The 22,906-nt window shown below is 50.1% G+C and carries 27 protein-coding genes and 3 tRNA genes; 3 read left to right on the top strand and 27 right to left on the bottom strand.

The window, feature by feature from the left end; genetic code table 11:
• Positions 1-10: 10 nt before the first annotated feature.
• From IC804_RS18265 to IC804_RS18240, 6 genes are all read right to left on the bottom strand, one after another.
• Positions 11-445, bottom strand: a complete 435-nt coding sequence (locus IC804_RS18265) for a DMT family transporter (RefSeq protein WP_008879184.1) — start codon at positions 443-445, stop codon at positions 11-13.
• A gap of 127 nt (positions 446-572) precedes the next feature.
• Positions 573-785: a hypothetical protein gene (locus IC804_RS18260; RefSeq protein ID WP_190300637.1), complete on the bottom strand. Its 213-nt coding sequence runs from the start codon at positions 783-785 to the stop codon at positions 573-575.
• Positions 766-1,344, bottom strand: coding sequence for a hypothetical protein (locus IC804_RS18255; protein ID WP_008879185.1), 579 nt, complete (start codon positions 1,342-1,344; stop codon positions 766-768). Before IC804_RS18255 ends, IC804_RS18260 begins: the two co-directional genes overlap by 20 nt.
• Positions 1,341-1,976, bottom strand: a complete 636-nt coding sequence (locus IC804_RS18250) for an SCO family protein (protein WP_008879186.1) — start codon at positions 1,974-1,976, stop codon at positions 1,341-1,343. Before IC804_RS18250 ends, IC804_RS18255 begins: the two co-directional genes overlap by 4 nt.
• Positions 1,969-3,417, bottom strand: a complete 1,449-nt coding sequence (locus IC804_RS18245) for a cbb3-type cytochrome c oxidase subunit I (protein ID WP_008879187.1) — start codon at positions 3,415-3,417, stop codon at positions 1,969-1,971. The genes IC804_RS18250 and IC804_RS18245 overlap by 8 nt, the downstream gene beginning before the upstream one ends.
• Positions 3,417-3,956, bottom strand: coding sequence for a cupredoxin domain-containing protein (locus tag IC804_RS18240; protein ID WP_008879188.1), 540 nt, complete (start codon positions 3,954-3,956; stop codon positions 3,417-3,419). Before IC804_RS18240 ends, IC804_RS18245 begins: the two co-directional genes overlap by 1 nt.
• Positions 3,957-4,152: 196 nt before the next feature.
• Between IC804_RS18240 and IC804_RS18235 the strand changes: the two genes are divergently transcribed.
• Positions 4,153-5,082, top strand: coding sequence for a COX15/CtaA family protein (locus IC804_RS18235; protein ID WP_081157130.1), 930 nt, complete (start codon positions 4,153-4,155; stop codon positions 5,080-5,082).
• A 3-nt stretch (positions 5,083-5,085) separates the two neighbouring features.
• Here IC804_RS18235 and IC804_RS18230 read toward each other — a convergent pair whose 3' ends face one another.
• A complete protein-coding gene (locus IC804_RS18230; RefSeq protein ID WP_155121001.1) occupies positions 5,086-5,235 on the bottom strand; it encodes a hypothetical protein in 150 nt (49 codons plus the stop codon).
• Positions 5,236-5,355: 120 nt separating this feature from the next.
• Between IC804_RS18230 and IC804_RS18225 the strand changes: the two genes are divergently transcribed.
• On the top strand, positions 5,356-5,859 hold the full coding sequence (locus IC804_RS18225; RefSeq protein WP_008879190.1) for a QueT transporter family protein: 504 nt from the start codon (positions 5,356-5,358) through the stop codon (positions 5,857-5,859).
• A 115-nt stretch (positions 5,860-5,974) separates the two neighbouring features.
• On the opposite strand, the gene IC804_RS18220 is transcribed toward IC804_RS18225, so the two are convergent.
• The 14 genes from IC804_RS18220 to IC804_RS18155 all read right to left on the bottom strand — a co-directional run bounded on the left by IC804_RS18220 (position 5,975) and on the right by IC804_RS18155 (position 17,992).
• Positions 5,975-6,232: a hypothetical protein gene (locus IC804_RS18220; protein ID WP_008879191.1), complete on the bottom strand. Its 258-nt coding sequence runs from the start codon at positions 6,230-6,232 to the stop codon at positions 5,975-5,977.
• 520 nt (positions 6,233-6,752) lie between these two features.
• Entirely contained in the window at positions 6,753-7,952 is a 1,200-nt protein-coding gene (locus tag IC804_RS18215) for an ABC transporter substrate-binding protein (protein WP_008879193.1), read from the bottom strand.
• A 156-nt stretch (positions 7,953-8,108) separates the two neighbouring features.
• Positions 8,109-8,816, bottom strand: a complete 708-nt coding sequence (locus IC804_RS18210; RefSeq protein WP_008879194.1) for an ABC transporter ATP-binding protein — start codon at positions 8,814-8,816, stop codon at positions 8,109-8,111.
• Positions 8,809-9,573, bottom strand: a complete 765-nt coding sequence (locus tag IC804_RS18205) for an ABC transporter ATP-binding protein (RefSeq protein WP_008879195.1) — start codon at positions 9,571-9,573, stop codon at positions 8,809-8,811. Before IC804_RS18205 ends, IC804_RS18210 begins: the two co-directional genes overlap by 8 nt.
• Positions 9,574-9,575: 2 nt before the next feature.
• Entirely contained in the window at positions 9,576-10,613 is a 1,038-nt protein-coding gene (locus IC804_RS18200) for a branched-chain amino acid ABC transporter permease (RefSeq protein WP_008879196.1), read from the bottom strand.
• The gene (locus IC804_RS18195) at positions 10,613-11,476 is read right to left on the bottom strand and encodes a branched-chain amino acid ABC transporter permease (protein WP_008879197.1); all 864 of its coding nucleotides are present in this window, start codon (positions 11,474-11,476) and stop codon (positions 10,613-10,615) included. The genes IC804_RS18200 and IC804_RS18195 overlap by 1 nt, the downstream gene beginning before the upstream one ends.
• A 62-nt stretch (positions 11,477-11,538) precedes the next feature.
• Positions 11,539-12,120, bottom strand: a complete 582-nt coding sequence (locus tag IC804_RS18190; protein ID WP_011887364.1) for a TetR/AcrR family transcriptional regulator — start codon at positions 12,118-12,120, stop codon at positions 11,539-11,541.
• A 19-nt stretch (positions 12,121-12,139) separates the two neighbouring features.
• The gene (locus tag IC804_RS18185) at positions 12,140-13,309 is read right to left on the bottom strand and encodes a thiolase family protein (RefSeq protein WP_008879200.1); all 1,170 of its coding nucleotides are present in this window, start codon (positions 13,307-13,309) and stop codon (positions 12,140-12,142) included.
• A gap of 114 nt (positions 13,310-13,423) precedes the next feature.
• The gene (locus IC804_RS18180; protein WP_008879201.1) at positions 13,424-13,828 is read right to left on the bottom strand and encodes a MaoC family dehydratase; all 405 of its coding nucleotides are present in this window, start codon (positions 13,826-13,828) and stop codon (positions 13,424-13,426) included.
• Positions 13,825-14,274, bottom strand: a complete 450-nt coding sequence (locus tag IC804_RS18175) for a MaoC family dehydratase N-terminal domain-containing protein (RefSeq protein WP_029760800.1) — start codon at positions 14,272-14,274, stop codon at positions 13,825-13,827. The genes IC804_RS18180 and IC804_RS18175 overlap by 4 nt, the downstream gene beginning before the upstream one ends.
• Before the next feature lie 19 nt (positions 14,275-14,293).
• A complete protein-coding gene (gene fabG, locus IC804_RS18170) occupies positions 14,294-15,058 on the bottom strand; it encodes a 3-oxoacyl-ACP reductase FabG (RefSeq protein WP_008879203.1) in 765 nt (254 codons plus the stop codon).
• A gap of 37 nt (positions 15,059-15,095) precedes the next feature.
• Positions 15,096-16,274, bottom strand: a complete 1,179-nt coding sequence (locus tag IC804_RS18165; protein ID WP_008879204.1) for an acyl-CoA dehydrogenase family protein — start codon at positions 16,272-16,274, stop codon at positions 15,096-15,098.
• 393 nt (positions 16,275-16,667) lie between these two features.
• Positions 16,668-17,411 (bottom strand): NAD-dependent protein deacylase, encoded by a 744-nt coding sequence (locus IC804_RS18160; RefSeq protein ID WP_029760802.1) that lies wholly within the window; start codon positions 17,409-17,411, stop codon positions 16,668-16,670.
• Between the two features lie 20 nt (positions 17,412-17,431).
• The gene (locus tag IC804_RS18155; RefSeq protein ID WP_008879206.1) at positions 17,432-17,992 is read right to left on the bottom strand and encodes a hypothetical protein; all 561 of its coding nucleotides are present in this window, start codon (positions 17,990-17,992) and stop codon (positions 17,432-17,434) included.
• An 84-nt stretch (positions 17,993-18,076) separates the two neighbouring features.
• Here IC804_RS18155 and IC804_RS18150 point away from each other — a divergent pair, with 84 nt between their 5' ends.
• Positions 18,077-18,667: a TetR/AcrR family transcriptional regulator gene (locus tag IC804_RS18150; protein WP_011887360.1), complete on the top strand. Its 591-nt coding sequence runs from the start codon at positions 18,077-18,079 to the stop codon at positions 18,665-18,667.
• A 166-nt stretch (positions 18,668-18,833) separates the two neighbouring features.
• On the opposite strand, the gene IC804_RS18145 is transcribed toward IC804_RS18150, so the two are convergent.
• The 6 genes from IC804_RS18145 to IC804_RS18120 all read right to left on the bottom strand — a co-directional run bounded on the left by IC804_RS18145 (position 18,834) and on the right by IC804_RS18120 (position 22,324).
• A complete protein-coding gene (locus IC804_RS18145) occupies positions 18,834-20,048 on the bottom strand; it encodes an MFS transporter (protein WP_011887359.1) in 1,215 nt (404 codons plus the stop codon).
• 35 nt (positions 20,049-20,083) lie between these two features.
• Positions 20,084-20,833: an oxygen-insensitive NADPH nitroreductase gene (gene nfsA / locus IC804_RS18140; RefSeq protein ID WP_008879209.1), complete on the bottom strand. Its 750-nt coding sequence runs from the start codon at positions 20,831-20,833 to the stop codon at positions 20,084-20,086.
• Between the two features lie 200 nt (positions 20,834-21,033).
• The gene (locus tag IC804_RS18135) at positions 21,034-21,864 is read right to left on the bottom strand and encodes a pirin family protein (RefSeq protein WP_011887358.1); all 831 of its coding nucleotides are present in this window, start codon (positions 21,862-21,864) and stop codon (positions 21,034-21,036) included.
• Positions 21,865-22,064: 200 nt separating this feature from the next.
• Positions 22,065-22,157: transfer RNA gene (locus IC804_RS18130), tRNA-Ser, on the bottom strand.
• A gap of 9 nt (positions 22,158-22,166) precedes the next feature.
• Positions 22,167-22,239, bottom strand: a tRNA-Ala gene (locus IC804_RS18125).
• Between the two features lie 11 nt (positions 22,240-22,250).
• A tRNA-Pro gene (locus IC804_RS18120) sits at positions 22,251-22,324 on the bottom strand.
• Positions 22,325-22,906 lie beyond the last annotated feature (582 nt).

The raw sequence follows: 22,906 nt of genomic DNA, 5'->3' as shown, positions 1-22,906 counted from the left end.
CCACTTATGTTCATTTACGGAAAAAAAGCCAAAGCGCCAAAAATAGAAAGCCTAGGGCGGCTAGGCGCGTCAGATCAAACGGAATGCGCTGTCCGCCGAACAAACCAAAATGGTCAATCATCGAACTCATCACAAGCTGTCCGGCGATCACGGCAATCAACGAATTGGCCACGCCGACTTTCGGAACGATCAGCACGATGACAAATACGTAAAAGGCGCCGAGAATGCCGCCCAGCAGCTGCCATTTCGGCACAGAAAACATGGCCAGCAACTCGCCTTTTCCGAAAAACAATTGCACTAAAAATAAAACGATCGTTCCGATGAAAAATGAAACGAACGACCCTTCCAACACCCCGACCCGCCTGCCAAGGCCGCCGTTCACCCCTGCCTGTATGGAGACGGCCATCCCGGCCGCTAGAGCCATCAGCATCCATAGCCACTTCATCTGTCTTTTATCCTCCCCTTTTCGCTATCCTTCTTCGACAAACGTCCACCTCGGCTTAAAGAAGCACGGACTGTCGCTTCTTTTACCCGCATCATCTAACTTGAATGCCCCTTCTTGCCAACCAAATCTAGCGTTCATGCAGCGGAAGCAAGCGCATTTCCCCAATATCGGTAAAAGTATTTGACATGGCGATGAAAAATCCTTCTTTTCGCCCAAACGAAAAGGAGAGGATACAAAAAACAGACGAATCTTCATGACAAAGATCCGTCTGCATGTCTGTCAATCTGAGTTCACCAACAAAAGGGAATGATTCATTTATCTTAGCGAGTCGTTGGTTCATTTGGCGTTGTAGCAACGAACAGGCGCAGCGACCAAAAAGCAGCGAGCACGATGGCTAACGCGATCATCATGCGGCCGAGTGCATTTTGTTGGCTGAGCAAGTAGCTGTTGCACACACGTACTGGCACAGATAAATACAACCAGCCCATGACAACGAGCATCGAAATCGCGTTCGTATGAACGATGCCGCGGGCGATCGGGTGAAGCCGTTTCCAGCTTAACGATAGCGGCATCCCTACAAGTAGCGGCAACATCATCCATTTGGCAAGCCGTAGCAACGGTTCGTTCAACGAAGCATCTACCGAACGCGGCAATAGCCAAAAAGTGAGGACGCTGATGGCCAACAGTAATCCAGGCAAGCCGTTTTCGTTCCAACAGTTGAGCCATTCGATGAAACGGCGGGGCAACGCGAAACCAAACAGCCAGCCGGCTACCACCAGCACGGGAATTTGCCCGAGCATGACGCCAATCATTGATGATTCCATCCAACGCAACACCGGCGGCAGCACGAGTATCGCCATGAAGAAAGCCCCGCCAACTGCATATCGTTTTCCACTCACTTTTTCACCACCTTAGAGGACGCCTCTTTGGCCAGCAGGTGATTCAGTTCAGCGATGACCGCTTGCGGATTGTTGTAATCAAAAATGCGGACGAGCCGCCTTTTTTTGTCGAGCAAATAAAACGCCGCGTTATGTTCATACCCGCCTTTTCCATCGGGGATCACAATGACTCCCATCATGTTTAATAGCCGTTGAAGTTCCCGCTCGTTTGGTACACGAGCCATACGCCAAGTGACGCCATCTGCCCCATAATGATGGGCGTGATGCATCAACATCTCCGGGGTATCGTTTTGGCTGTCGAAACTAATACTTAAAAACGAAAGACGATGACTATGCGGAGACTGGCGAATGGCATCATAAATGCGGCGCAAGTTCATCTCAACAACCGGGCACACATCGCTGCACCTTGTATATATAAAAGTGGCTAAAACCCATTGGCCGCGCTGATCTTGCCAAGAAAACGTATGACCGTTTTGATCCTCCAACTGAACGGCCGGAAGCAGTTTTGGCTCTTGCAAGATAGCAAGACGACGGGCGGTTTCGCTCGTAAACGCGCGAAACCCGTCCGTCCCGTGCCATAGAAGTCCAAACCCAAAAACAAGGGTGAGGACAATTGCTATGGTGTTACGCACGCGGCCCCACCTCAATATTTTGCTTTGCCTGAACGATGATCACGGAAACGAAAAAGCGGTAAAGGAACACCGTGACCGCGGCGATAATGACAACGGCAAACACTGCTCCCATGCGGTCATACGGGACCCATTCCGGAAAATGCACAGCCCACCGCCGCGGTGCACTCACTTTACCGGAAAGCAAGAACGTGCCGCATAAACTGAGGAAGAAAACCGTATACACCCAGAAGCTGACCATATCCGCATAGCCGATTTTTCGCTCATTTCCGCGAATGAAATAATACATAAAACCGAATAACATAGAAACCGCGCCGACTCCCATATACATATGGAAATGTCCTGGCACCCATTTCGTGTTGTGCATCACATGGTTGATGACGATGGTCGCATCCGCAATCGCCGGTATAACGCCCGCAACCCAACCGAACATTGAAAGGAAGATGAAGCTTGACGCCCTATCCCATTCAATGCCGGAACGATAGACGATCATTAACGCGCCAAAGGCGGTCACGACCAAAACCGGCAAGCCATTCAAATAGGAAAATACTTGTCCGATAATCAACATCCATTTCGGCATGACAAAGTCCATCAATAAATGGTGCGGATAAACGATAATCGTAAACAACGTCGACATGTTCCACGCAATAAGGAAAATTTTGTATGATTTCCATGGACGATTTGTATATTTTGGCAAAATTTCATATACAGCGATTACTCCCATGTAAATGACCGAGTTGGCGAAAATATGTCCGAAGGCGTAAATCAAGTTTTTCGCCAGCAACGGATCCATTTCAATCGATGGTTGAAACAAATTGATTAAGCTCATGACTAGGACGCTCGCCCCGACCGTTAAAGAAACGAGATTGACAATCGAAACCATCGTGCTTGCCACTACCGTAGGCGGCGGACCGTAACCTTTCACTTTTCCGAGAATTTGCGGCCATCCAAGGCCGTGACCAAGGCTTCCGTATTCGCGAATAATGGCTCGCGACGTATCAAGATAAAGAAGCAAAAAGCTGACACCAATCAGCAACATGCCAATCAAGTACAGGCTCGCTCCTGTTTTCCCCCACATGCCGGCTGACATCGCCGGCAACGGGTACAAAAACGTCCATGCTCCAGCGAAACGGAAGACAAAAATACTGATGGCTGTCATCACCGCCCCCGTTAAAAACAACACGAAATGGGTCACAAAAATCGGAAACGATAAACGGACGTACTGGCGCAAAAAGTACCACATAACCGCCGACGCAGCAAACGCAGCCGCTCCAACCATAAACGTGCCATGCGCGGTCATCATTTCATAAAATGTATCTTGTCCAAGCGGAATCATCTTTCCTTGTGCCAACAACATCAACAGCCCAAGCACCATCATAAGCAAAATCGCAATACCGCTGACGAACATGTACAAGGCGGTCATCTTCCGAACGTTCGCTTCCATTATTTCCCCTCCCCTTCTTGGGACGGCACGACGGTAATGGTCGCCGTCATCACATGGTGGCCGATGCCACAATATTCTAAACAAAGTACTTGATACGTCCCCGGCTTCTCAAACGTGTAATACATCGTATTGGTATACTTCGGCATGGCTTGCGTCTGGGCCAACAGTTCCATGTTTTCATCATAAATGCCGACTCCGTGATTGACATCTACGCTCGTCACTTGAAAGGCGATCGGCTCACCGACACGAAATTCATTTCGGCTTAATACAAAACCAAATTGCCGCGCTTCCACTTGAACAACGGTCGGATCGGCAGCATGCGCTGGCCTTTCAAACGGCAAATCGCGCAGCGTATAAAACGTCGCTAGACCCATGGCCGCAATGACGACCAAAAACCATACATTCCGGATCCGATAGCCTTTTTTCTGAATTGGCTCATATTCGGAGCGCTGGCCGGAATGAGCGACGACGTATAAAAAAACGAAAATGACAAACAAGATGAAAACAACGGAGATGACCCACGCTGCTTGTTGGTACATGGCTATCCATTCCCCCTTTTCCCTCGTCAAGATAGTTTCACTATAGGGCATGGTAGCGTTTTCTCACAGTTAACTTCATCACAAAACAGACAATTTTTCTCACAATTTGGATTTTTTTGTCTGATGTGATAGAGTACACAGTTATGTGACAGCGGACTTGCTATAATGGGAGAAATGGTGTTAGGGGGGAATGGAGATGAAATCGTTGGCTTTTTGGACCCTATGTACGACGTACTTTCTCATTGTATTTGGCGGGTATGTAGCGTCCTCGAATTCAGGAATGGGGTGTGGCCCCGACTGGCCGCTTTGCAACGGGGTGCTCATCCCGGTGTTAAAAGGAGCGACGCTGATCGAGTACGCCCATCGATTGATCGGCGCTTTGCTCGCGCTGTTGACGGTGATGCTTTGCCTTCGCTTATGGCGCTCTTCCCGAAGTGGAACGGATCGTTTTGTTTCAGCGGCCGCTGCGGTTTTGCTTGCCATCCAAATTATACTAGGGGCTTTCGTCGTTTGGTTTGACCTCCCGCCTATCGTCGTCACGACTCATTTCTTCATCGCGTTTCTCTTTTTAGGCTGTCTCCTTTGGATTTGGCGGCGCGCTCATCATTCTCCACACCTGCACCAACCAGTCAAGCGGACATCTATTGGAATAGAGGCGAAACGGCATATCCATCTTCTTTTCGTTTTGTTGGCAGCTACGTTGCTGCTTGGCGCCTATGTGAAACATCAACATTACGGTCTGTCATGCGGATGGCTGACATGCGGAGAACAACTATGGCCGTCCAATGAAGCCCAAATGTGGCAAACCGCCCATCGAACCGCCGCTGCTGCGACGGTGTTGTATACCATTTGGACGGCTTTTGTTGCGCACAAGCGCCGCTGGGGGCGCCCGCTAGAGCGACGACTCCTTTTGGCTGCAGCAGTCGGACTGCTGCAAGTAGTGATCGGAGTGATCACCGTTGCGACAGAAATTCGTCTTTCCTGGGCGATCATCCATTTGGCCGTCGGCACATGGCTCGCCTTGCTGTTGATCGACCTTAACATCTACTTACATATGTCTGTGTTAACAAGAAGATCGTCTGTCCCTAGACGGATGGGGGAACACCCCCGAACGCCCGCCCGTTAGACATCAAATATCAACCGAACAAAAGGCGAAGTCAACGCCAACGAGGGAAACGAGAACAACTGCCCACACCGGCCATTCCGAAAAATAGCCAAGGTGAGCCATCAGTCCGCCAAACGACGTCAAACCGAGGCAGCGGCGTGATTCCGACCTCACAGACGGAGCCGAGCTTGCCTGTTTGCTGGTTGACCTCAATAGCCATCTATCTCGGCCCTTCCGTTTGTGAGATGGTCATGCTACAATCATATCATCATTGACAAGAGGAGAGAGAACATCATGAACGTTCGAATGCTGGCAACAAACGGGTTAATCGCCGCTGTGTATATCGCGGTGACGATGCTCATCCAGCCGTTTGGCTTTACGAACATTCAGTTTCGCGCATCAGAACTATTAAACCACTTAGTCGTATTTCGCAAAACATACGCCATCGGCATCGTGCTTGGCGTCTTTTTCGCCAATTTATTTTTCTCACCGATCGTTGCGTATGATCTTGTATTTGGCGTCGGCCAATCGGTGTTGGCGCTTCTCATCACAATTGTTTCTATGCGCTATATTGAGAACGTTTGGGCTCGTATGGCGATCAATACGTTGTCGTTTACTGTCACCATGGGCATCATCGCCCTCGAACTGAAACTGGCGCTCGGCTTCCCATTTTGGCTCACATGGCTGACGACAGCCATCGGCGAGTTTGTCGTCATGGCAATCGGCGCGCCGATCATGTATGCTGTTGGCCGCCGTTTGGCACCGGGGATGTTCGATTCTGTCCATCAAAGCCGTTAGCAGCTCGTCTCGTTTGGCACAGCATATAGAGTGCCCGCCCTGTTAAATGGTGCATTCTTCATAGGCCCGCAAAGAAGGTGTTTACCAACTTTGCGGGCCTCAACATCTATTTTGACTATGGCATCGAACGAGTGGCCCATTCAATGAGTAGGGAAACAACGGCAAGCAAGCTGACTCCTGCTGTCGTCATTTTCAGCATGCCTCGCCATCTTGGCGATATGGATCTCCCCATACGAAGAACGGCAAGGCTGACAGCGATTGTGCCACCCCATATGAAGAGGCCAACTGGGGTAACAAGCTGGCGCCAATCGCTGATCCAATAGTAGATGACGGCCGCCTGACAGGCGAGCAGTACATACACGATGATTCTCATGGCTCTCCCCCTATCTAACCGAAGTGCTGAACGGTTGGAATGAGCGGCGCCGGTTGTTCCACTCTTCTTACTCACTCAAAGCTATGCCGACAAATTCCGGTGACAATGATAGCAAAGCCGAGCAACGCTCACCGGTTCGGAAACGGAGCTGACAAGAACAGCACCTCGACCTCGCCAATGATGTCAAAAAAGAATGGAACAACAAGGCCGATGGCTGTTTCTTGCATCGATTCCACCTCTTCTCTATTATAATTTTGGATTTTGTTGTTTTTATGTTGATTATTTAGAACATAGTTTTACTTAATATCGGAATGATTATTTTGCCACTTTTGCGGCAACAAACCGTAAAAAAAGCGTCCACGCAAGAAGGTGGACGCGCTTGGATGATCGTTTGCCGGCTATCATGAATGGAATCACGTTATGTTTGCTCCAAATCGATTGGAAAAGATGGGGCGATCAGGTCATCGCTCGCCTCGCAACACAGGAAAAATCATCCCGTTTTCCGCGTGTGTTGGTTTGCTTATTTCTTCAGTTCAATCGGCACCACTTTGCCTTTTTCCACCGCTCCAACGGTAATTTTCGATTCAAATCCGCCGTCCTCACCAACACTCGGGACGATATACACTTGCTTGTCTTCCGGGATGTTTTTCAACCCTTCGTTCATATGTTCGCGGATAGCAACCGGATCATCAACCGTGCCAGCTGCTTTCATCGCTTCGACAAAGGCGTAAAGAGCCAAGTAGTTATAGGCAGATTCCGAACTCGGTTCGGCATTGTATTTCGCTCGATAGTTTTCCGCAAATTGCGGGGCTCCCGCCTCTTTCGACTCAACAAGCGGCATGACGCCGATCGCTCCCTCAAGCATCTCGTAAGATCCGATGGTCCGCTTCATTTCATCTAACTTCGCTTGGTCCATGACAATAAAACCGCCTTTAAAACCGAGCTCACGCGCCTGTTTCACCACTTTCGCCGTCGGTTCCGACGGTCCACCGATAAATAAGACGTCCGGCTTTTCTTTCAATGCGTTCGTGATGATCGTGAAGAAATCGGTGTCTTTGGTGAAGTCAATGGATGTGTTGTAAACAACTTCTCCGCCTTGTTTTTCCCAATATGGTAACAGTTGTTCCGTCCAATCTTTCCCATATTGCGTCGCCGTCGGCAAAGCAGCCAGCTTTTTGCCAAATCGCTTTATCACATAGTCGGTAAATGTTGGAATGTACCCATCATACCGCGGCGGAATACGTATCGTCATCTTGTTCCCTGTTTCTGTAATTTTCGGCTCGCTTGTATAGGCCGCGATAATGAAATTGTCCGTTTGGTTGAACACTTGCATCGCCATGACGCCGCCGCTGTGCGGAGTGAAGATGATTGGCGTATGATGTTCTTGGACAAGCCGTTTTGCATTTGCCGCTGTTTCGTTCGGCAAATATTTGTCGTCTAATGATACAACATTAATTTGATAAGTTTTTCCATTCACTTCAAACCCGCCGTTCTTATTGATTTCTTCCGCTGCCATTTTCACGCCGTTTAATGTCCGCTCCCCGTAGTAGGCAGCTGGTCCGCTTAACGGGCCGCTGTAACCAATATTGACGACGTTCTTCCCGTCGTCATTGTTGCCGCTGTCGGCATGATTGTTCGTCGTCGAGCTGTTGCACCCCGCAAGCATCAACGCCATGACCGCTGTCATCATAGCGGCGATCGGCCATTTTCTTTTTTTCATTCTGCTCCCCCCATTTTTATACCGAATATTCAGATGAATGAAGGTAGTACTCGTTGCTCACCTCCTTTCATCGTTGATGGATTAGCATCTTTTGGCGTTCATGACGGACTGAAACTCGTCCATAAACGTCTGTAGAAATGTCCTAGCAGTGACATGTCATGTTCCGATGTACGCTTTGCGGACATCGTCATTGGCGAGTAGTTCCTCTGCTGTTCCTGATGCGACGATCGTTCCGTTTTCAAATACATAGCCTTGATGAGCAATGGATAGTGCCGCATGAGCATTTTGTTCAGCGAGCAAAATCGTCGTCCCTTCTTCGTTAATTTGTTTAATCGTTGCAAACATTTGTTCAACGATGAGGGGGGCAAGCCCGATCGACGGCTCGTCAAGCAAGAGCACCGCAGGACGCGACATTAAGGCGCGGCCGATAGCGAGCATTTGCTGCTGGCCGCCGCTAAGCGATCCAGCCGTCTCATTTCGCTTTTCATGCAAAATCGGAAACAGCTCATATACATGTTCGATTGAACGGCGGATGCCTTCTTTATCTTTTCGATGAACGTACGCACCCATCAGCAAATTTTCGTATACACTCATGCGGGCAAACAGTTTGCGCCCCTCGGCGCATTGCACGACACCGCGCTGAACGATCCGATCAGGCGGCAGTGAGTCGATGCGCTCTCCGTCAAGGCGAATTTCGCCTTGCGCTGGTTTATGCAATCCGCTAATTGTGCGAAACAGCGTGCTTTTCCCAGCTCCGTTGGCGCCAAGCAACACCGCGATTTCCCCCGACCTAACGGAAAACGTCACATCGCGAATCGCCGTGAAGCTGCCGTAGCGGACAGACACGTTTGTCACTTCAAGCAACGGTGCTCCCCCCTAAATACGCTTGAATGACCGCCTCGTTATTTTGCACTTCTTCCGGCGTCCCTTCGGCAATTTTTTCGCCGTAATTCAGCACCATAATGCGGTCAGCGATTTTCATAATCATCGACATTTTATGTTCAATAAGACAAACCGTCAGGCCGCCCTCGACCATTTTGACGATCAGCTCTTCCAATCCTTCTGTTTCGTCTGGGTTGACGCCGGCAGCCGGTTCGTCAAGCAAGACAAGCTCTGGGTCGGTCGCCAAGGCGAGCGCAAACGCCACTCGCTTCTTCTGTTCTTGCGACAAATTCGCAACGAGCCGATCCGCCACACCGGTGAGCCCAACGAAATCGAGCACTTCCATCGCTTTTTCTTTACACGCCTGCTCCTCGCGGCGATGTCGTTTTGTACGCAAAATGGCGTCAAACAAATTCGATTCGGTGCGAAGCCGATGGCCGATGATGACGTTGTCCATCACCGTCGACTGTTCAAACAAATGGGTCGTTTGAAACGTGCGGGCGATGCCGAGTTTCGCCCGCTCATTCGCCGGCAGGCGGGTAATGTCGCGTCCTTTAAACGTAATCGTCCCGGATGTCGGCCGGTGCAAGCCGCTAATCAAATTGAAGAACGTCGATTTACCGGCACCGTTCGGGCCGATGATGGCGTTGATTTTCCCTTGTTCGACGGAAAATGTGACGTCATTGACCGCCAACAACCCACCGAATCGTTTCGTCAACCGTTCGACGTGCAAAAACATGTTTATCCCTCCTTGACGTACCGACCGTCTCGTCCTTGGCGCGAGGCAGCTAGTTCAGCAGCGGTCTGGTTGGCCTCCCGTTCAAGGCGCCGCGCCTCTGCACGCTTCGCTTGATAACGGATGAAGCCGCCAGCAATGCCGTGCGGATAAAAGATGATTAAAAGTGTCAACACCGGGCCAAAAATGAGCATTCGATAGTCTTGCAAAAATTGCAACTGCTGCGATAAAAACGTGATCAACAGCGTGCCGACAACCGGTCCGGCCAGCGTACCGATACCGCCGACAAGCAAGTACGTTAAAAAGTCAAACATGACAGTGACATACGCGATATCCGGTCCAAGAAAACGGATGAATGATGCATACAGCGCCCCAGCAAGCGAAGTGAAAAAGACCGACAAAACGAATGAGGCGAGCTTGTTTTTCATCGTTGAGATGCCAAGCGTCAATGCGAGCTCCTCGCTGTTGCGAATCGCGATATACGTCCTTCCAGTCAGCGAATAGACGAGCCGGTACATCACAAATATGACGGCGAACAAGAAAAACAAAACTAAATAATATTGGGCAACCGGTGTCTGAAACGACAGCGGTCCGATGTCGCTTGGCGCCGGAATGCCGATGAATCCACGCACTCCGCCGGTTAGGCTGTCCCATTTATCAATCACTAAATAAATGATATATCCGACACATAGTGTATAAATGGCGAAAAAGTGCTCTTTCGTCCGCAAGGCGACCAGTCCGATGGCAAGGCCAAGCAGCGATGTGAATGCACATGAGAGCGCGAACGCCCCCCAAAACGGCAGTCCGACCTTCACGGTCAAAATGCCAAGCGTATAGGCGCCAACGGCAAAAAATCCAGCGTGGGCAAGCGACAAATACCCGGTGTAGCCAGCAAATAAGTTCAACCCGTAAACGGCGATCATCCAAATAAAGGACATCGTCATCATGTGCAAGTAATAGCCGTTGGCCACAAGCAACGGGAGGGCAAGTGCCAACACCGCAAGAACAGCGAGCCATAGGTGTCGTTTTTCGAAAACGGCCATCAATGTCCCTCCTTGGCAAATAGTCCGTTCGGTTTGACCGTTAAAATGATGACAAGAATGGCGAAAGCAATAATGTCTTTATAGTCGTTCGACACGTATGTTGCCCCTAAGCTTTCACTAAACCCTAAAATATAGCCGCCGACAATCGCGCCGGGGATGCTTCCCATGCCGCCGAGAATGATGATGACAAACGCTTTCAAGATGACGAGATGACCCATACCGGGAAACACGAGGTTGATCGGCGAAGCGAGCGAAGCGGCGAGTGCTGCCAAACCGCCGGAAAGAAGGAACGTCATCATGGCGACTTTGTTTGTGTTAATGCCGACTAAGTTCGCTCCTTCGCGGTTTTGCGCCATCGCAATGATCGAAGCACCGATGAATGTCTTTTTCAGGAAGAGGTAGAGCAGCATCATGATGACAACAGTGGATGCGATGATGAGGATGCGTTGAACAGTGAGTGTCAAGCCGAAAACAGTGACAACATTCCCATATGGCGTCGGCATCGTTTGATAGTCCGCCCCCCAGACGAATTGGGCAAATGCTTCCAAAAACAACAAAATACCGATCGCCGCAATCTTATCGTGAAGCGGCGGCGCATCACGGAGTGGATAAAACACCAATCGTTCCATCAAGACACCGAGCAGCCCGACTACGACCATCGACACAACAATGGCAAGCCCATACGGCAGCCCGGCTTGGCTCATCGCGGTGAGCGTAACATACCCTCCCATCATATAAAGCGCGCCGTGGGCAAAGTTTGGAATATGCAAAATGCCGTAGACGAGCGTTAAGCCTAAGGCGACAAGACTGTAAACGCTTCCAACAGTCAGCCCGTTTATGAGCTGCTGGATAAACAATTCCACCCCGATCCCCCCTTATCTCTTGCACCGAAAACAGGTGAACAACTTGAACAGTTCGATAGAACCTATCGTTTTGGCCGTTCCTGCCCTCGAATGCCGTTTAAAATTAAGTCGACATAAATGTCGGTTAACTCCTCTTCGGAAACGCTCCCGTCCGGTTGAAACCAGTAGTAGCTCCAATTCGTGATGCCAAGCAGGCCGAACGTGATCATTTCTGCATGAAGCGACGGCTTAAATTCGCCGCGGGCGACCCCTTCCTGGATGAGCTGTTCATACTGCTTGCGGAACGCCCGCCGCTTCTCGCGGATTTCCTTCAAATGTTCATCAGCCAAATGCCGCATCTCGCGAAAGAAAATGCGGGCGCTTTTCTTCCGTGTGCGAATGTTGCGAATCACCATATAGACGATCGCATGCAGTTTTTCTGTACAGCTCTTCTCGGGTTCCTGCAGCAGGCGACTCTGCTGGTCAAGCAAATCTTCGATATAGGAGATGCATATATCGCGCAACAGTTCTTCTTTGCTTCTGTAATAGTAATAGAACGCCCCTTTTGTTGCCCCGACCGCTTCGACGATTTCCTGTACAGACGTTTCTTTGAACCCTTTGCGGTCAAATAGCTCTATGCTGGCTTCCATCAGTTTTTCTTTCATATCCATTGTCTCCATGTGTTCAGGCTCGTTCAATGATCGTCGCGATCCCTTGGCCGCCGCCGATGCACGCCGTAATGAGGGCGTATGTCCCACCGCGACGCTTTAGTTCATACACGGCTTTCGTAATCAAAATTGCACCCGTCGCACCAAGCGGATGGCCGTGGGCGATGGCGCCGCCGTTGACATTTACTTTTTCCGGATTCATCTCAAGCTCGCGGTCACAGGCGATCACCTGAGCGGCAAACGCTTCATTAATTTCGATGATATCCATCTCATCAAGCGTCAGTCCAACCTTTTCAAGCACCTTTCTTGTCGCTGGTACCGGACCGATGCCCATAATGTTCGGGTCGACTCCGGCGACCGCATAGGCGCGGACGACGGCAAGCGGTGTTAAGCCGAGCTGTTCCGCTTTTTCCCGCGACATGACGACGAGTGCAGCAGCGGCGTCATTGAGTCCCGAACTATTCCCTGCCGTCACTGTTCCGCCTTCCAAAAACGCCGGCGGCAGTTTCGCGAGTGCTTCCATCGTCGTGTTCGGACGCGGGTGTTCATCCGTATCGAAGACAAACGGCTCCCCTTTTTTCACCGGAACGGTAATCGGCACAATTTGTTCGTCAAACCGCCCTTCTTGCATAGCACGCGCCATGCGCTGCTGGCTGCGCAGGGCAAAGGCATCTTGTTCTTCACGACTGATGCCGTATTTTTTCACTAAATTTTCTGCCGTGATGCCCATCGGCGGGTCGCCAATCTCTTTCGGCGACAACTGCGATTTACGGAAGCTTGGCGGCGTCGAACTGTACGGCTTTTCCGGGCGGTCCATCAAATACGGCGCGCGGCTCATGCTTTCCACCCCTCCAGCGATATAGACGTCCCCGTCGCCTGCCCAAATGGCTTGCGCCGCTAAATTGACGGCATTAATGCCTGAACCGCATTGGCGGTCGACGGTCAGCCCGGTCAGCTCAAGCGACAGCCCCGTCTGCAACGCCGTCAGCCGGGCAATGTTGCCACCGCCGCTTAAGACATTGCCCATGATGACATCAGCGACAAGTTCCGGGCCGATGTTCGCCCGCCGCATCGCTTCTTTGATGACTTCCGCACCGTAAACGTGCGCTGGCAGCGTCGCCAAGGCGCCCCCTTGGCGGGCGATGGCCGTTCTTACAGCCGACACAATGACGGCATCTCGTTTCATCGCGATTCCCCCCTCACTTTTTTAGACGGCTCCGAATCGACTCGGCGTTTAAACAGAGAGAGACGAGCCCCCGTTTGTGCTGTATGCGGAAAGGGAGCGGTGCCCGGCGCCCCCTCACTCATACAGCGAAAAAACGGCTTCGCCTTTGACGACTTCCTTCCCGTGCTGATTGACAGCGGCAACGGCAAACCGAATCGTCTTGTCATCCTTTTCTTTGACCGTTGCTTTTAACGTAATGATATCGTTTAAAAACACCATTGATTGAAAGCGAACGAAATAATCTTGAACAAACCCTTCCTCGTAATACGGCGTAAACAGTTTCGCCAAGTTGCCCATCGTCCACATGCCGTGGGCGATAATCCCCGGCAAGCCGGCCTTTTTTGCCTCTTCATCGATCGTATGAATCGGATTGTAGTCACCCGATGCTCCGGCATATTTGATTAAGTCAAGCCGGGATACGGGTGAAAGCGTCACCTCGGGAAGCGACTGTCCCACTTGCCATTCGCGAATCGTTGTCATACGCTCATCGCCTTTCTAACCGCCTCGTTGATAATAATCGTCGAGGTGGAAGTGAATAGAAGATTCCCGTTCGTGTCTTCGCCGTTGTTGGCGATGATTAAAAAGCCGAGCTGACCCATGCTGCTTTGTTTTTCATAATAGTCTTTTACCTCTGCATAGCAGTACAGCTCTTCACCGACAAACAGCGGGCGCTCATAACGGAAACGCTGCTCGCCGTGGATCAGTCCTTTGGGCGGTAATTTCAGCCCTTCAATCACACCGTAGTCAAACACGCGCGGAAACGTCGGCGGTGCGATGTTGCGCCCATAGCGCGACCGTTTTCCCGTCTCTTCATCCCAATAAATCGGATTCAAGTCGCCGATCGCTTCAGCGAATTTTTTCACCGCTCCGCGCTCAACGACATTTTTTACTTTCTCTGACCGTTTGCCAATATCGTCTTGGTACATCACTCGCCCTCCTCATTTTTCAGCATTTCGGACCGCCGGCAACGTACAGCACTTGACCGTTGACAAACGATGATTTTTCATCAGCGAAAAATGCGACCGCATTGGCGATATCTTCCGGGCGGCCGCTGCGTCCGACCGGGATGTTGGCGACGCTGGCCTGAATGAGTTGCTCAAACGAGATGCCGAGCCGTTCGGCAGTCGCTTTCGTCATATCCGTCTCAATAAATCCCGGCGCGACAGCGTTTGTCGTAATGCCGAACTTGCCAAGCTCAATCGCCAATGTTTTCGTAAACCCTTGAATGCCGGCTTTCGCTGCCGAATAGTTCGCTTGGCCGCGGTTGCCGAGCGCTGATGTCGACGAAACGTTGATGATGCGGCCATATCCTTTTTCGACCATATATTTTTGCGCGGCGCGGGCACAGTAAAATGCCCCTTTCAAATGGACGTCCATGACCGTTTGCCAATCGTCGTCCGTCATTTTAAACAGCAAGTTGTCACGAATGACGCCGGCATTGTTAACCAAAATATCAAGCGATCCGAATCGTTCAACCACTTCTTGAATCGTCGTTTCCACTTGTTCGCGGTCAGTGACGCTCGCCACTTTGGCGTAAACATCGTATCCTTTTTCCCGCAACTCAGCTGCCGTTGCTTCAAGCGCCTCCGCGTTTAGGTCGATGAACGCCACCTTAGCTCCTTCTTCGGCAAAGCGGGTAACAACGGCCTTTCCGATGCCGCGGCTTCCTCCTGTCACAAACGCCACTCTTCCTGCAAACCGTTGACTCATGTTTTTCTCCTCCCCTTTTAGTAACGCTTTCATTTTGTTAGAGAAACTGCCCAAGCTTGACGTGTCCTTTAATTAAGTTGCGGGCAATAATAAGACGTTGAATTTCATCGGTGCCATCGTAAATGCGCCACAATCTCGCCTCGCGGTACCAACGCTCAATCGGCATCTCTTTCGTATAGCCCATGCCCCCGTGAATTTGCATCACCCGGTCAACCACACGGTTGCCCATGTTCGCACCAAACAGTTTCGCCATCGAAGCCAAATGACGGTTGTCCTCCCCTTCATCAAGCGTAAACGCTGCGTTTAAGACGAGCCATTTCGCTGCTTCAATTTCCACTGCTGAATCGGCGATCATCCATTGGATCGCTTGCCGTTCGGCGATCGGCTTGCCGAATGTGACACGCTCTTTCGCATAATCGATCGCCATTTGCAACAGCCGCTCGGCCGTTCCGACCGCGCGTGCGCCGACGACCCATCGCGCATAGCCGATCCACTCAAGACCGAGCTTGTAGCCGTAGTGCAGCTCACCTAAAATGTTTTCTTCCGGCACGCGCACGTTTTCAAAAATTAAGCTAGCCGGTGTTGACGGCCCCATTGTATGTATCGGCTCGGAGCGCCAGCCCATGTCGCGGTCGACGATAAAGCACGTCACCCCTTCACGGCCGTTTGTCGCTTGATGCCGCTCTTTGTCGGTAATGGCAATGACCATAACGAAATCGGCGTCATTGCCCCCAGTGATGAACGTTTTTTCCCCGTTGAGCACCCATTCGTCCCCGTCTTTGACCGCTGTCATTTTAATGTTGCGCGTATCAGACCCTGCCCCCGGCTCGGTCATGGCAAAGCACGATTTTTTCTCACCGTTGATCGTTGGGATTAAATATTTTTTCTTTTGTTCTTCGTTGGCGTAATACAAAATGTTATCCGCCGACCCGCCAAACTGGAAGGGAACGAGCGTTTTTGCCACTTCCATGAGCACAATCGCCTGCATGACATGGCCAAGATTCGCGCCACCGTACTCCTCTGGCGTATTAATCCCCCAAAAACCCGCCTCTTTCGCCTTTAATTGCAGCTCTTTTAATTTCTCCGGCGTAAGCCCGGGCTTCCCTTCCCGCTCGTTGCGCAATACTTCATTTTCTAGCGGCATCAACTCTTTTTCAACAAACTTGCGAATGGCCTTTTGGACCATGCGTTGCTCATCCGTTAAGCGCAAGTACATAATGGTTCCCCCCGTTTTCATTACACTTTGAAGCGACTTCCCACTCCCATAAATACCAACCGGTTGGTATGTTACCTTCATTATATTCGAATGTTCTGAAAAGTACAATACTTTTTTATGCTTTTGTCCAACAGGAAAACGTTGAGTACGTTCTCCTGTTGGTGCCAGTGCTGCGAATCAAGGATGTTCAGCCGTTTGAACGATATGGCCCAACACCGCGTTCCATACTGATTTACTGGCAAGGTAACCGACCGCCTTTTCCATATCAGCGACGATACAAGCGTCTTTGGGGACGTTGGCTGGCAGTATTCCATCGCCCCAAGACCGATTGTAGCTTCTCCATGATCGTCCTTTCCTTTTCCAATCATTTCTGTTTTCAGCTCTACTCCTTATTTATTTTTGCTCGAGTCGCTCTCGTACAGCGGCAACCGTTTCACCGATTCCACCATAAATGATAAGATCAAACATTCCGTCCATCCTTGTCGCCGTTTTGTTAATTAACACTTTCCGTGTTGCCGGAGATTCAGCAGCAACGTAAAACGGAATTTGATTCACAGGCGCCACCTCTAAACTCGTCCCCATAGCCAACAACAAGTCGCTCTCCGCCGCCCTAGCAAACGCTTCTTCGATATGGGGAACGAGTCCGCCAAACAAAACAACATCCGGTTTCAAAATCGTCCCACACTCACCGCAGCACGGCACATCGGTGCGGTTGACAAACGCCAAGTCATACGTTTTGCCGCACGATGGGCACGTCGCTGTCTGCAACGTACCGTGCAGCTCAATGACGTTCGTGTTTCCTGCTTTTGTGTGCAGCCCATCGATATTTTGCGTCAAAATCACCACTGTTTTCCCAATATCCTCCAGCCAACGAAGAAACCGATGCCCGGCGTTCGGTGCAAAGTCTCCCATCAGTTTCAATGAAAACATCCGCTTGAACCGCCGCCAAAAATCAACCGGATTTTTTTGATAATAATGCTCAGACAAATAATATTCCACACGTTCCTCTTGAGCGTAAATGCCGTTTTCGCTACGGAAATCAGGGATGCCGGACTCCGTGCTCATCCCCGCTCCAGTCAAGACGGCGATCGTGTTAGCCTCTCGAATCCACTGTCCAAACTGTTCGATGGGATTCATGTTGTTTCTCTCCCTTCCTATCAATCGCTTGGTTTTTCTAATGTCGCCTTTGGTTCTTTTCGAGGCCATAATGTATAGCTGAAACTCCATACAAAATCAATCACCAACACCAACGTCCAACGGCCCGCCATCACGAGCAGCTGTTGTGCTTTTGACACATCATCAGCAAACCAAACCATCCCCCACAAAATCGCTTGACCGATCGCCCAAGCCCCTAAATGGCGATACCATCCTTCTCGTTCTTGCTTTGCATGCTCCTTTCCAAAGAGCGGGGCTTTTTTCGGCTTAGGCATTTTCAAAAAAAGGTGAGCAAACTGATTGTCCGCCCATTGAATCATACGACGTCCATACACAACGGACACACTGATATAAACAGCTGCCAACGCATGGGATAACTTCGCTGTCTGGCCGTGTGCTAAGTCTACGACCGACACTACGAGTAAAATAAGATCTGCCAAAATGGTGCATGAAAAAAGACATACACTGATCATTTTCCATTTTAACACATAACGCGTAAACAATCCGGATACGACGAATACCCAAAACAGCACTTCACACGCGACAATCAACCACCCAATCATATCAGCCGCCCCTTTTTAATACAATTGTATCAAAAAAATAGTAACACAATTGTATCAAAAAAACAACTGTGTTACACTAGATACATGCCTAAAATCGTGGATCATGAAAAGCAGAGGGAACGAATCGCAGAAGCGACATGGGCCGTGATCATGCGGGACGGTATCGAAAAAGCAACCGTACGAAATATCGCTAAAGAGGCAGGGATGTCTGCAGGGGCGCTACGCTATTACTTTTCTTCCCAATCGGAGTTGTTAGCCTTTTCGATGAAGCTTGTCTCCGAACGGGTGCGGAAACGGATTGAAGCCATCCCTCGCTCCACTCCGCCTCTTGAAGGAATCAAACGTTGTCTCCTTGAAATTTTGCCGTTAACCGATGAAACGAAAAAAGAAATGGAGGTGTGGCTTGTTTTTACACAAAGGGCGCTTTGGGATTCCGAACTTCAACCGCTGAGCGAGCAAATCTATAACGAGTTGCAAACGGCAATAAAGAGGTTGCTTGAACTGTTACGTAATCTCGGGTTGTTAAGACCCGACGTGTCGATTGAGTTGGAAACAGAGCGCCTATACGCTTTGGTTGACGGTTTGGCCATGCACGGCATCATGCAACCTGACAAGCTATCTCCTTCACAAATGGAAGAAATCATCGAGTATCACTTACGCTCCATCTGCCGCTAAGGCAAATGGAGCGTCCCTACCTTTACTACCTAAAAAACCACCAACAATCAACGGCGACAGGCAAAAGACAGATGATTTTGCCACTTCCTCGTTGATGGAGCACCAAATATTTTGGCCTGCCAACTTTCCACACGATCATCCTTCCTTGTTTTATTGGCGTCTCTCTTCATTTTCTCGTCATGCGCAACGCATCGCTGCTGGCCTTGTGGAGCACCGCTTTTTCCTGCCGTAATGAGAGCACAAAGCATAGAAAAAGCACAACGCTTGCGAGAATATAAGGAAAACGAATATCTACATCAAACAAAACGCCCGCAACAGCTGGACCAATAATATTTCCAAGGCTTGTAAACGCGGAGTTCAAGCCGGCGATATAGCCTTGTTGGGTCTCATCGATTTTAGACATCTGCGTGCTGACCGCCGGACGCAAAATATCAATTGCCAAAAATACTAACACCGTTGCCACTAAAAGCATCGTCCATGTCGAAGCCAACAACGTCAACACGATGAATAAGGCGGATAGTAACAAACAAGCTGAAACGACGCGCTGTTCACCAAAGTGGCCTAACAACCAGCCGAATGTCGTCAACTGAACGAGCGGGCCGCCAATCGAGCCAATTGTAATGATCAAAGCGATTTCTTTCGGTGAGAAGCCAAATCGATGATCGACAAACAAGCTGAAAATCGTTTCAAAATTGGCAAGACCAAACGACAGCGCAAAAATGATCAACAAACTGAAAAAATACGGTTGCCGATGAACTTGGGCAAGCTGCACAAAAAACGGCACGTGATCCTTTTGAACCGTGCCCGTGGAAGCAGATGAATGCGATTCCGGGAGAAACAGCGCCGTAATGACAGCGGCCATCACTCCAACGGCCGCCGCACAATTGAACGGAACGCGGATGCCCCATTCTGCCATGTATCCGCCAATACCTGGGCCAATCATAAATCCCATCGTAATCGCTGCGTTAATATACCCAATGCCTGCCGCCCGTTCTTCATTCGTCGTTATGTCCGCAGCATAAGCCATCACTGCTGGCATGGTGAGGGCGGCGCTTATCCCGCCGATGACCCGCGAAAAAAACATCTCGAAAACATGATCGGCATAGCCAAACTGCCACTCAGAAAAGGCAAACAGCAGCATTCCTGAGACGATCAATTTTTTTCGGCCGACCGCATCTGCCATTCTGCCGGCTACCGGTGAAAAAAGAAATTGTGTTAAAGAGAAAACGGCCACAAGCAGTCCAACCGTTCCTCCTGAGATGCCCAATTGCTCGATAAACGTCGGCATGATCGGGATAATCAAACCGATGCCAATGAAAATCAGCAATAAATTGAACATCAAAATCAGCATGGCTCCGCGCTTCTTAAACAACAGCTGCATGTTTCCCCTCCTTTTTGCTTCCGCCTGAAGAAAGACTACCGCAAATGAAACCCTTTCCCTTCCACAAATTCTTTCATGTACATCCGAACTTGGCGGCTTAGCATGTCAGCCATTTGCCCCGTCCATGTATCAGAGCGGCGGCCATTTGTCCGCTGTTCATAGTAAGCTGACACCGTTTCATTATATCGCTGCAACTGCTCGATGAACCGGCCGCGGTCTTGATCGTATTCATCCTCATGATACACGTGGTCTAACGGCAACCGCGGTTTTTTTCCCGGCTGTTCAGCTGGATAACCGACGGCAAGCCCGAACAGCGGAATGACCCGTTTCGGTATGTTAAGCAGTTCGCATACTTCCGGCAGGTTGTTGCGAAGCCCCCCGATATAGCAAATGCCAAGCCCCATCGACTCAGCAGCAATCGCCGCATTTTGCGCCGCAAGCGCCGTATCGATGAGCGCCACCATAAATTTTTCCGTGCTTTCTAGCGATGGGAGTACGTCTTTTTCTTCCATTTCACCGATCTGTTCGTGGCGGTGAAAATCAGCGCAAAAGACAAAGAAATGGCCGTTATGCTCGACATAGGATTGATTCCCTGCCAGTTCGGCGAGCTTTCGTTTTTTCTCCGGGTCTTTCACCCCAATGATCGAATATGCTTGGATATAACTTGAAGTCGACGCCGATTGAGCGCATTCAACGATCATACGAATTTGTTCATCAGTCAGCGGCCGGTCTTCAAAACGGCGGATCGAACGGTGCTGTAAAATGGTTTCGATGACTTTATTCATGTCCTTGTCCTCCTCATCCAAAAATTCGGTTCATTCTTAAGAGTAGTGATGTCAATCAAATAGGCAATGCAACAAGGTATTTCTCTAATAGATAAACCTTAATGTTTAGAGTTTTCCAAAATCATTGCGGCTAAATCCTTTACTTACAGGGTCACAAAAGAGAAAGAGCCGAAAAGCAACCGGCTCTGTTCTCATATTCACTATTCAAACCGCCCTTCTTGGTAATCACGAATCGCTTCGCGAATTTGCTCGGGCGTATTCATGACAAACGGACCGTAAGCAACGACCGGTTCGTTTACCGGCTCGCCAGCGTAAAGAAGGAGCCGCAGTTTTTCGCGAGCGGTCACTTTTAACTCCGTTTCCTCGCCGCGGCTGTGGCGGCTTAGCAACAACACTTGCCCGGCCTTTCCTTCCGTGTTGCCGGCGCCAAACGTGCCGCTCCCTTCCAAAATATACAAAAAGCCGTTGTAATGGCCCGGCAAATCTTGCACAACCGTTATTCCTGGCTCAACAGTCATTTCGACCATCGTCACTGGAACGATGTTTTTCGTCGGCGCTTGCACCCCTTTTGATGAGCCGGAAAAGACGCGGATCACCGCCCCTTCTTCTTTCCGTATAGGCATATCCTCGGCGCGCAAGTTTTGATAGCGTGGCTCAGTCAGTTTATGCGTGCTCGGTAAGTTGATCCACAGCTGAAGACTATGGACGGTCGAACCGGGTGCAGGATCTTCTTTATGGACGACGCCGCGGCCAGCAGTCATCCATTGTACATCCCCAGGTCCAAGCATGTCGTGACCGGCTTTGTTGTCGAAATGTTCGAGTTCGCCACGAATCACATACGTGACCGTCTCGATGCCACGGTGCGGATGAACATCAAACGCGCCCCGCTGAAAAATGTCCTCCATCAACAACAAAAACGGATCATACTCTTGCCAATTCCCGGGCTCGAGCACTGGGCCGCTCTGGTGAATCGGGCTGTTGACAGTCATTTGCACCGTTTTGATACGGCGAATGTGGCGTTGAACGGCCATATCATCTTCCTCCTCTTTTCCACTCTGGACACAGCCGTGAGAGGAGACAGCCGATCTCCGGCCAACCGCCTCTCTTCCCCTTCATCGTACTCGATCTAGTTAAAACTAGGCAAATTATCTGCTTCCATTTTTGTGGTCATAGAGACTAACAAAAACAAAAAAACCGCCGATAATCGGCAGGTTAGTATTTCTATGTAATATGGCGGAGGAAGAGGGATTCGAACCCCCGCGGGCTGTGACACCCCTAGCGGTTTTCGAAACCGCCCCCTTCAGCCAGACTTGGGTATTCCTCCGCGTTCAAATGGAGCCTATCGGATTTGAACCGATGACCTCCTGCGTGCGGGGCAGGCGCTCTCCCAGCTGAGCTAAGGCCCCGTATAGAGTGATCGGGAAGACAGGATTTGAACCTGCGACCTCACGGACCCGAACCGTGTGCTCTACCAAGCTGAGCTACTTCCCGTCATTTGTTTATTTTCCCTTGCGACAATTCATATTCTATATGAACCTTTTAAGAAAGTCAATAGTTTTTTATATTTTTTTGCGTAAAAAAACGGAAATCCATTGCTTTTCCACTGCCAGCTACATAGTCACTGCTTTTTAGAAAACTATTAACAACGCGGCGATTATGCAGCACCATGGAAAAGGAGGCGATTTTGTGACACTCATTCCGCCGGCGCGGCGCAAACAGGCTTATTTTTCTTAGCTTGCCATCCCCATATTCATTTATGCCCCCACTGATCGTCGTCGTTTTCCCTAGTTCGGCAATTTAAGGCAACATCGTTATATCACGGACTTTTATTTTAATCTTTTGGGAGCTGTTTATAGAAAAGCACACGTATATTATACTCGCTTCTTGGTGATTTTGAAAAGTCAAAAGCGCTGCTTGATGAGCGATGACTCATGCTTTATGTCGCGATCGACATATACGGCTTTTTGGACAGCTGCCGCAGTTCAGTGGATTTGAATCAGCTGGATTGACTCGTTGACCGAGCAGATGCGCCGATTGGGGAGGCGCTCCCTTAACAGGGAAACGGATGAGCGA

The sequence above is a fragment of the Geobacillus sp. 47C-IIb genome, from assembly GCF_014679705.1.
Taxonomy (GTDB): Bacteria; Bacillota; Bacilli; order Bacillales; family Anoxybacillaceae; genus Geobacillus; species Geobacillus thermodenitrificans.
This window is presented reverse-complemented; position numbering and strand designations above follow the sequence as displayed.

What these genes read in the sequence shown, in the direction of transcription:
- IC804_RS18265 (WP_008879184.1), bottom strand. Translation starts at nt 445, where the DNA reads ATGAAGTGGCTATGGATGCTGATGGCTCTAGCGGCCGGGATGGCCGTC.
- IC804_RS18260 (WP_190300637.1), bottom strand. Translation starts at nt 785, where the DNA reads ATGAACCAACGACTCGCTAAGATAAATGAATCATTCCCTTTTGTTGGT.
- IC804_RS18245 (WP_008879187.1), bottom strand. Translation starts at nt 3,417, where the DNA reads ATGGAAGCGAACGTTCGGAAGATGACCGCCTTGTACATGTTCGTCAGC.
- IC804_RS18240 (WP_008879188.1), bottom strand. Translation starts at nt 3,956, where the DNA reads ATGTACCAACAAGCAGCGTGGGTCATCTCCGTTGTTTTCATCTTGTTT.
- IC804_RS18235 (WP_081157130.1), top strand. Translation starts at nt 4,153, where the DNA reads ATGAAATCGTTGGCTTTTTGGACCCTATGTACGACGTACTTTCTCATT.
- IC804_RS18225 (WP_008879190.1), top strand. Translation starts at nt 5,356, where the DNA reads ATGAACGTTCGAATGCTGGCAACAAACGGGTTAATCGCCGCTGTGTAT.
- IC804_RS18220 (WP_008879191.1), bottom strand. Translation starts at nt 6,232, where the DNA reads ATGAGAATCATCGTGTATGTACTGCTCGCCTGTCAGGCGGCCGTCATC.
- IC804_RS18215 (WP_008879193.1), bottom strand. Translation starts at nt 7,952, where the DNA reads ATGAAAAAAAGAAAATGGCCGATCGCCGCTATGATGACAGCGGTCATG.
- IC804_RS18205 (WP_008879195.1), bottom strand. Translation starts at nt 9,573, where the DNA reads ATGTTTTTGCACGTCGAACGGTTGACGAAACGATTCGGTGGGTTGTTG.
- IC804_RS18200 (WP_008879196.1), bottom strand. Translation starts at nt 10,613, where the DNA reads ATGGCCGTTTTCGAAAAACGACACCTATGGCTCGCTGTTCTTGCGGTG.
- IC804_RS18190 (WP_011887364.1), bottom strand. Translation starts at nt 12,120, where the DNA reads ATGAAAGAAAAACTGATGGAAGCCAGCATAGAGCTATTTGACCGCAAA.
- IC804_RS18185 (WP_008879200.1), bottom strand. Translation starts at nt 13,309, where the DNA reads ATGAAACGAGATGCCGTCATTGTGTCGGCTGTAAGAACGGCCATCGCC.
- IC804_RS18180 (WP_008879201.1), bottom strand. Translation starts at nt 13,828, where the DNA reads ATGACAACGATTCGCGAATGGCAAGTGGGACAGTCGCTTCCCGAGGTG.
- IC804_RS18175 (WP_029760800.1), bottom strand. Translation starts at nt 14,274, where the DNA reads ATGTACCAAGACGATATTGGCAAACGGTCAGAGAAAGTAAAAAATGTC.
- fabG (WP_008879203.1), bottom strand. Translation starts at nt 15,058, where the DNA reads ATGAGTCAACGGTTTGCAGGAAGAGTGGCGTTTGTGACAGGAGGAAGC.
- IC804_RS18165 (WP_008879204.1), bottom strand. Translation starts at nt 16,274, where the DNA reads ATGTACTTGCGCTTAACGGATGAGCAACGCATGGTCCAAAAGGCCATT.
- IC804_RS18160 (WP_029760802.1), bottom strand. Translation starts at nt 17,411, where the DNA reads ATGAATCCCATCGAACAGTTTGGACAGTGGATTCGAGAGGCTAACACG.
- IC804_RS18155 (WP_008879206.1), bottom strand. Translation starts at nt 17,992, where the DNA reads ATGATTGGGTGGTTGATTGTCGCGTGTGAAGTGCTGTTTTGGGTATTC.
- IC804_RS18150 (WP_011887360.1), top strand. Translation starts at nt 18,077, where the DNA reads ATGCCTAAAATCGTGGATCATGAAAAGCAGAGGGAACGAATCGCAGAA.
- IC804_RS18145 (WP_011887359.1), bottom strand. Translation starts at nt 20,048, where the DNA reads ATGCAGCTGTTGTTTAAGAAGCGCGGAGCCATGCTGATTTTGATGTTC.
- nfsA (WP_008879209.1), bottom strand. Translation starts at nt 20,833, where the DNA reads ATGAATAAAGTCATCGAAACCATTTTACAGCACCGTTCGATCCGCCGT.
- IC804_RS18135 (WP_011887358.1), bottom strand. Translation starts at nt 21,864, where the DNA reads ATGGCCGTTCAACGCCACATTCGCCGTATCAAAACGGTGCAAATGACT.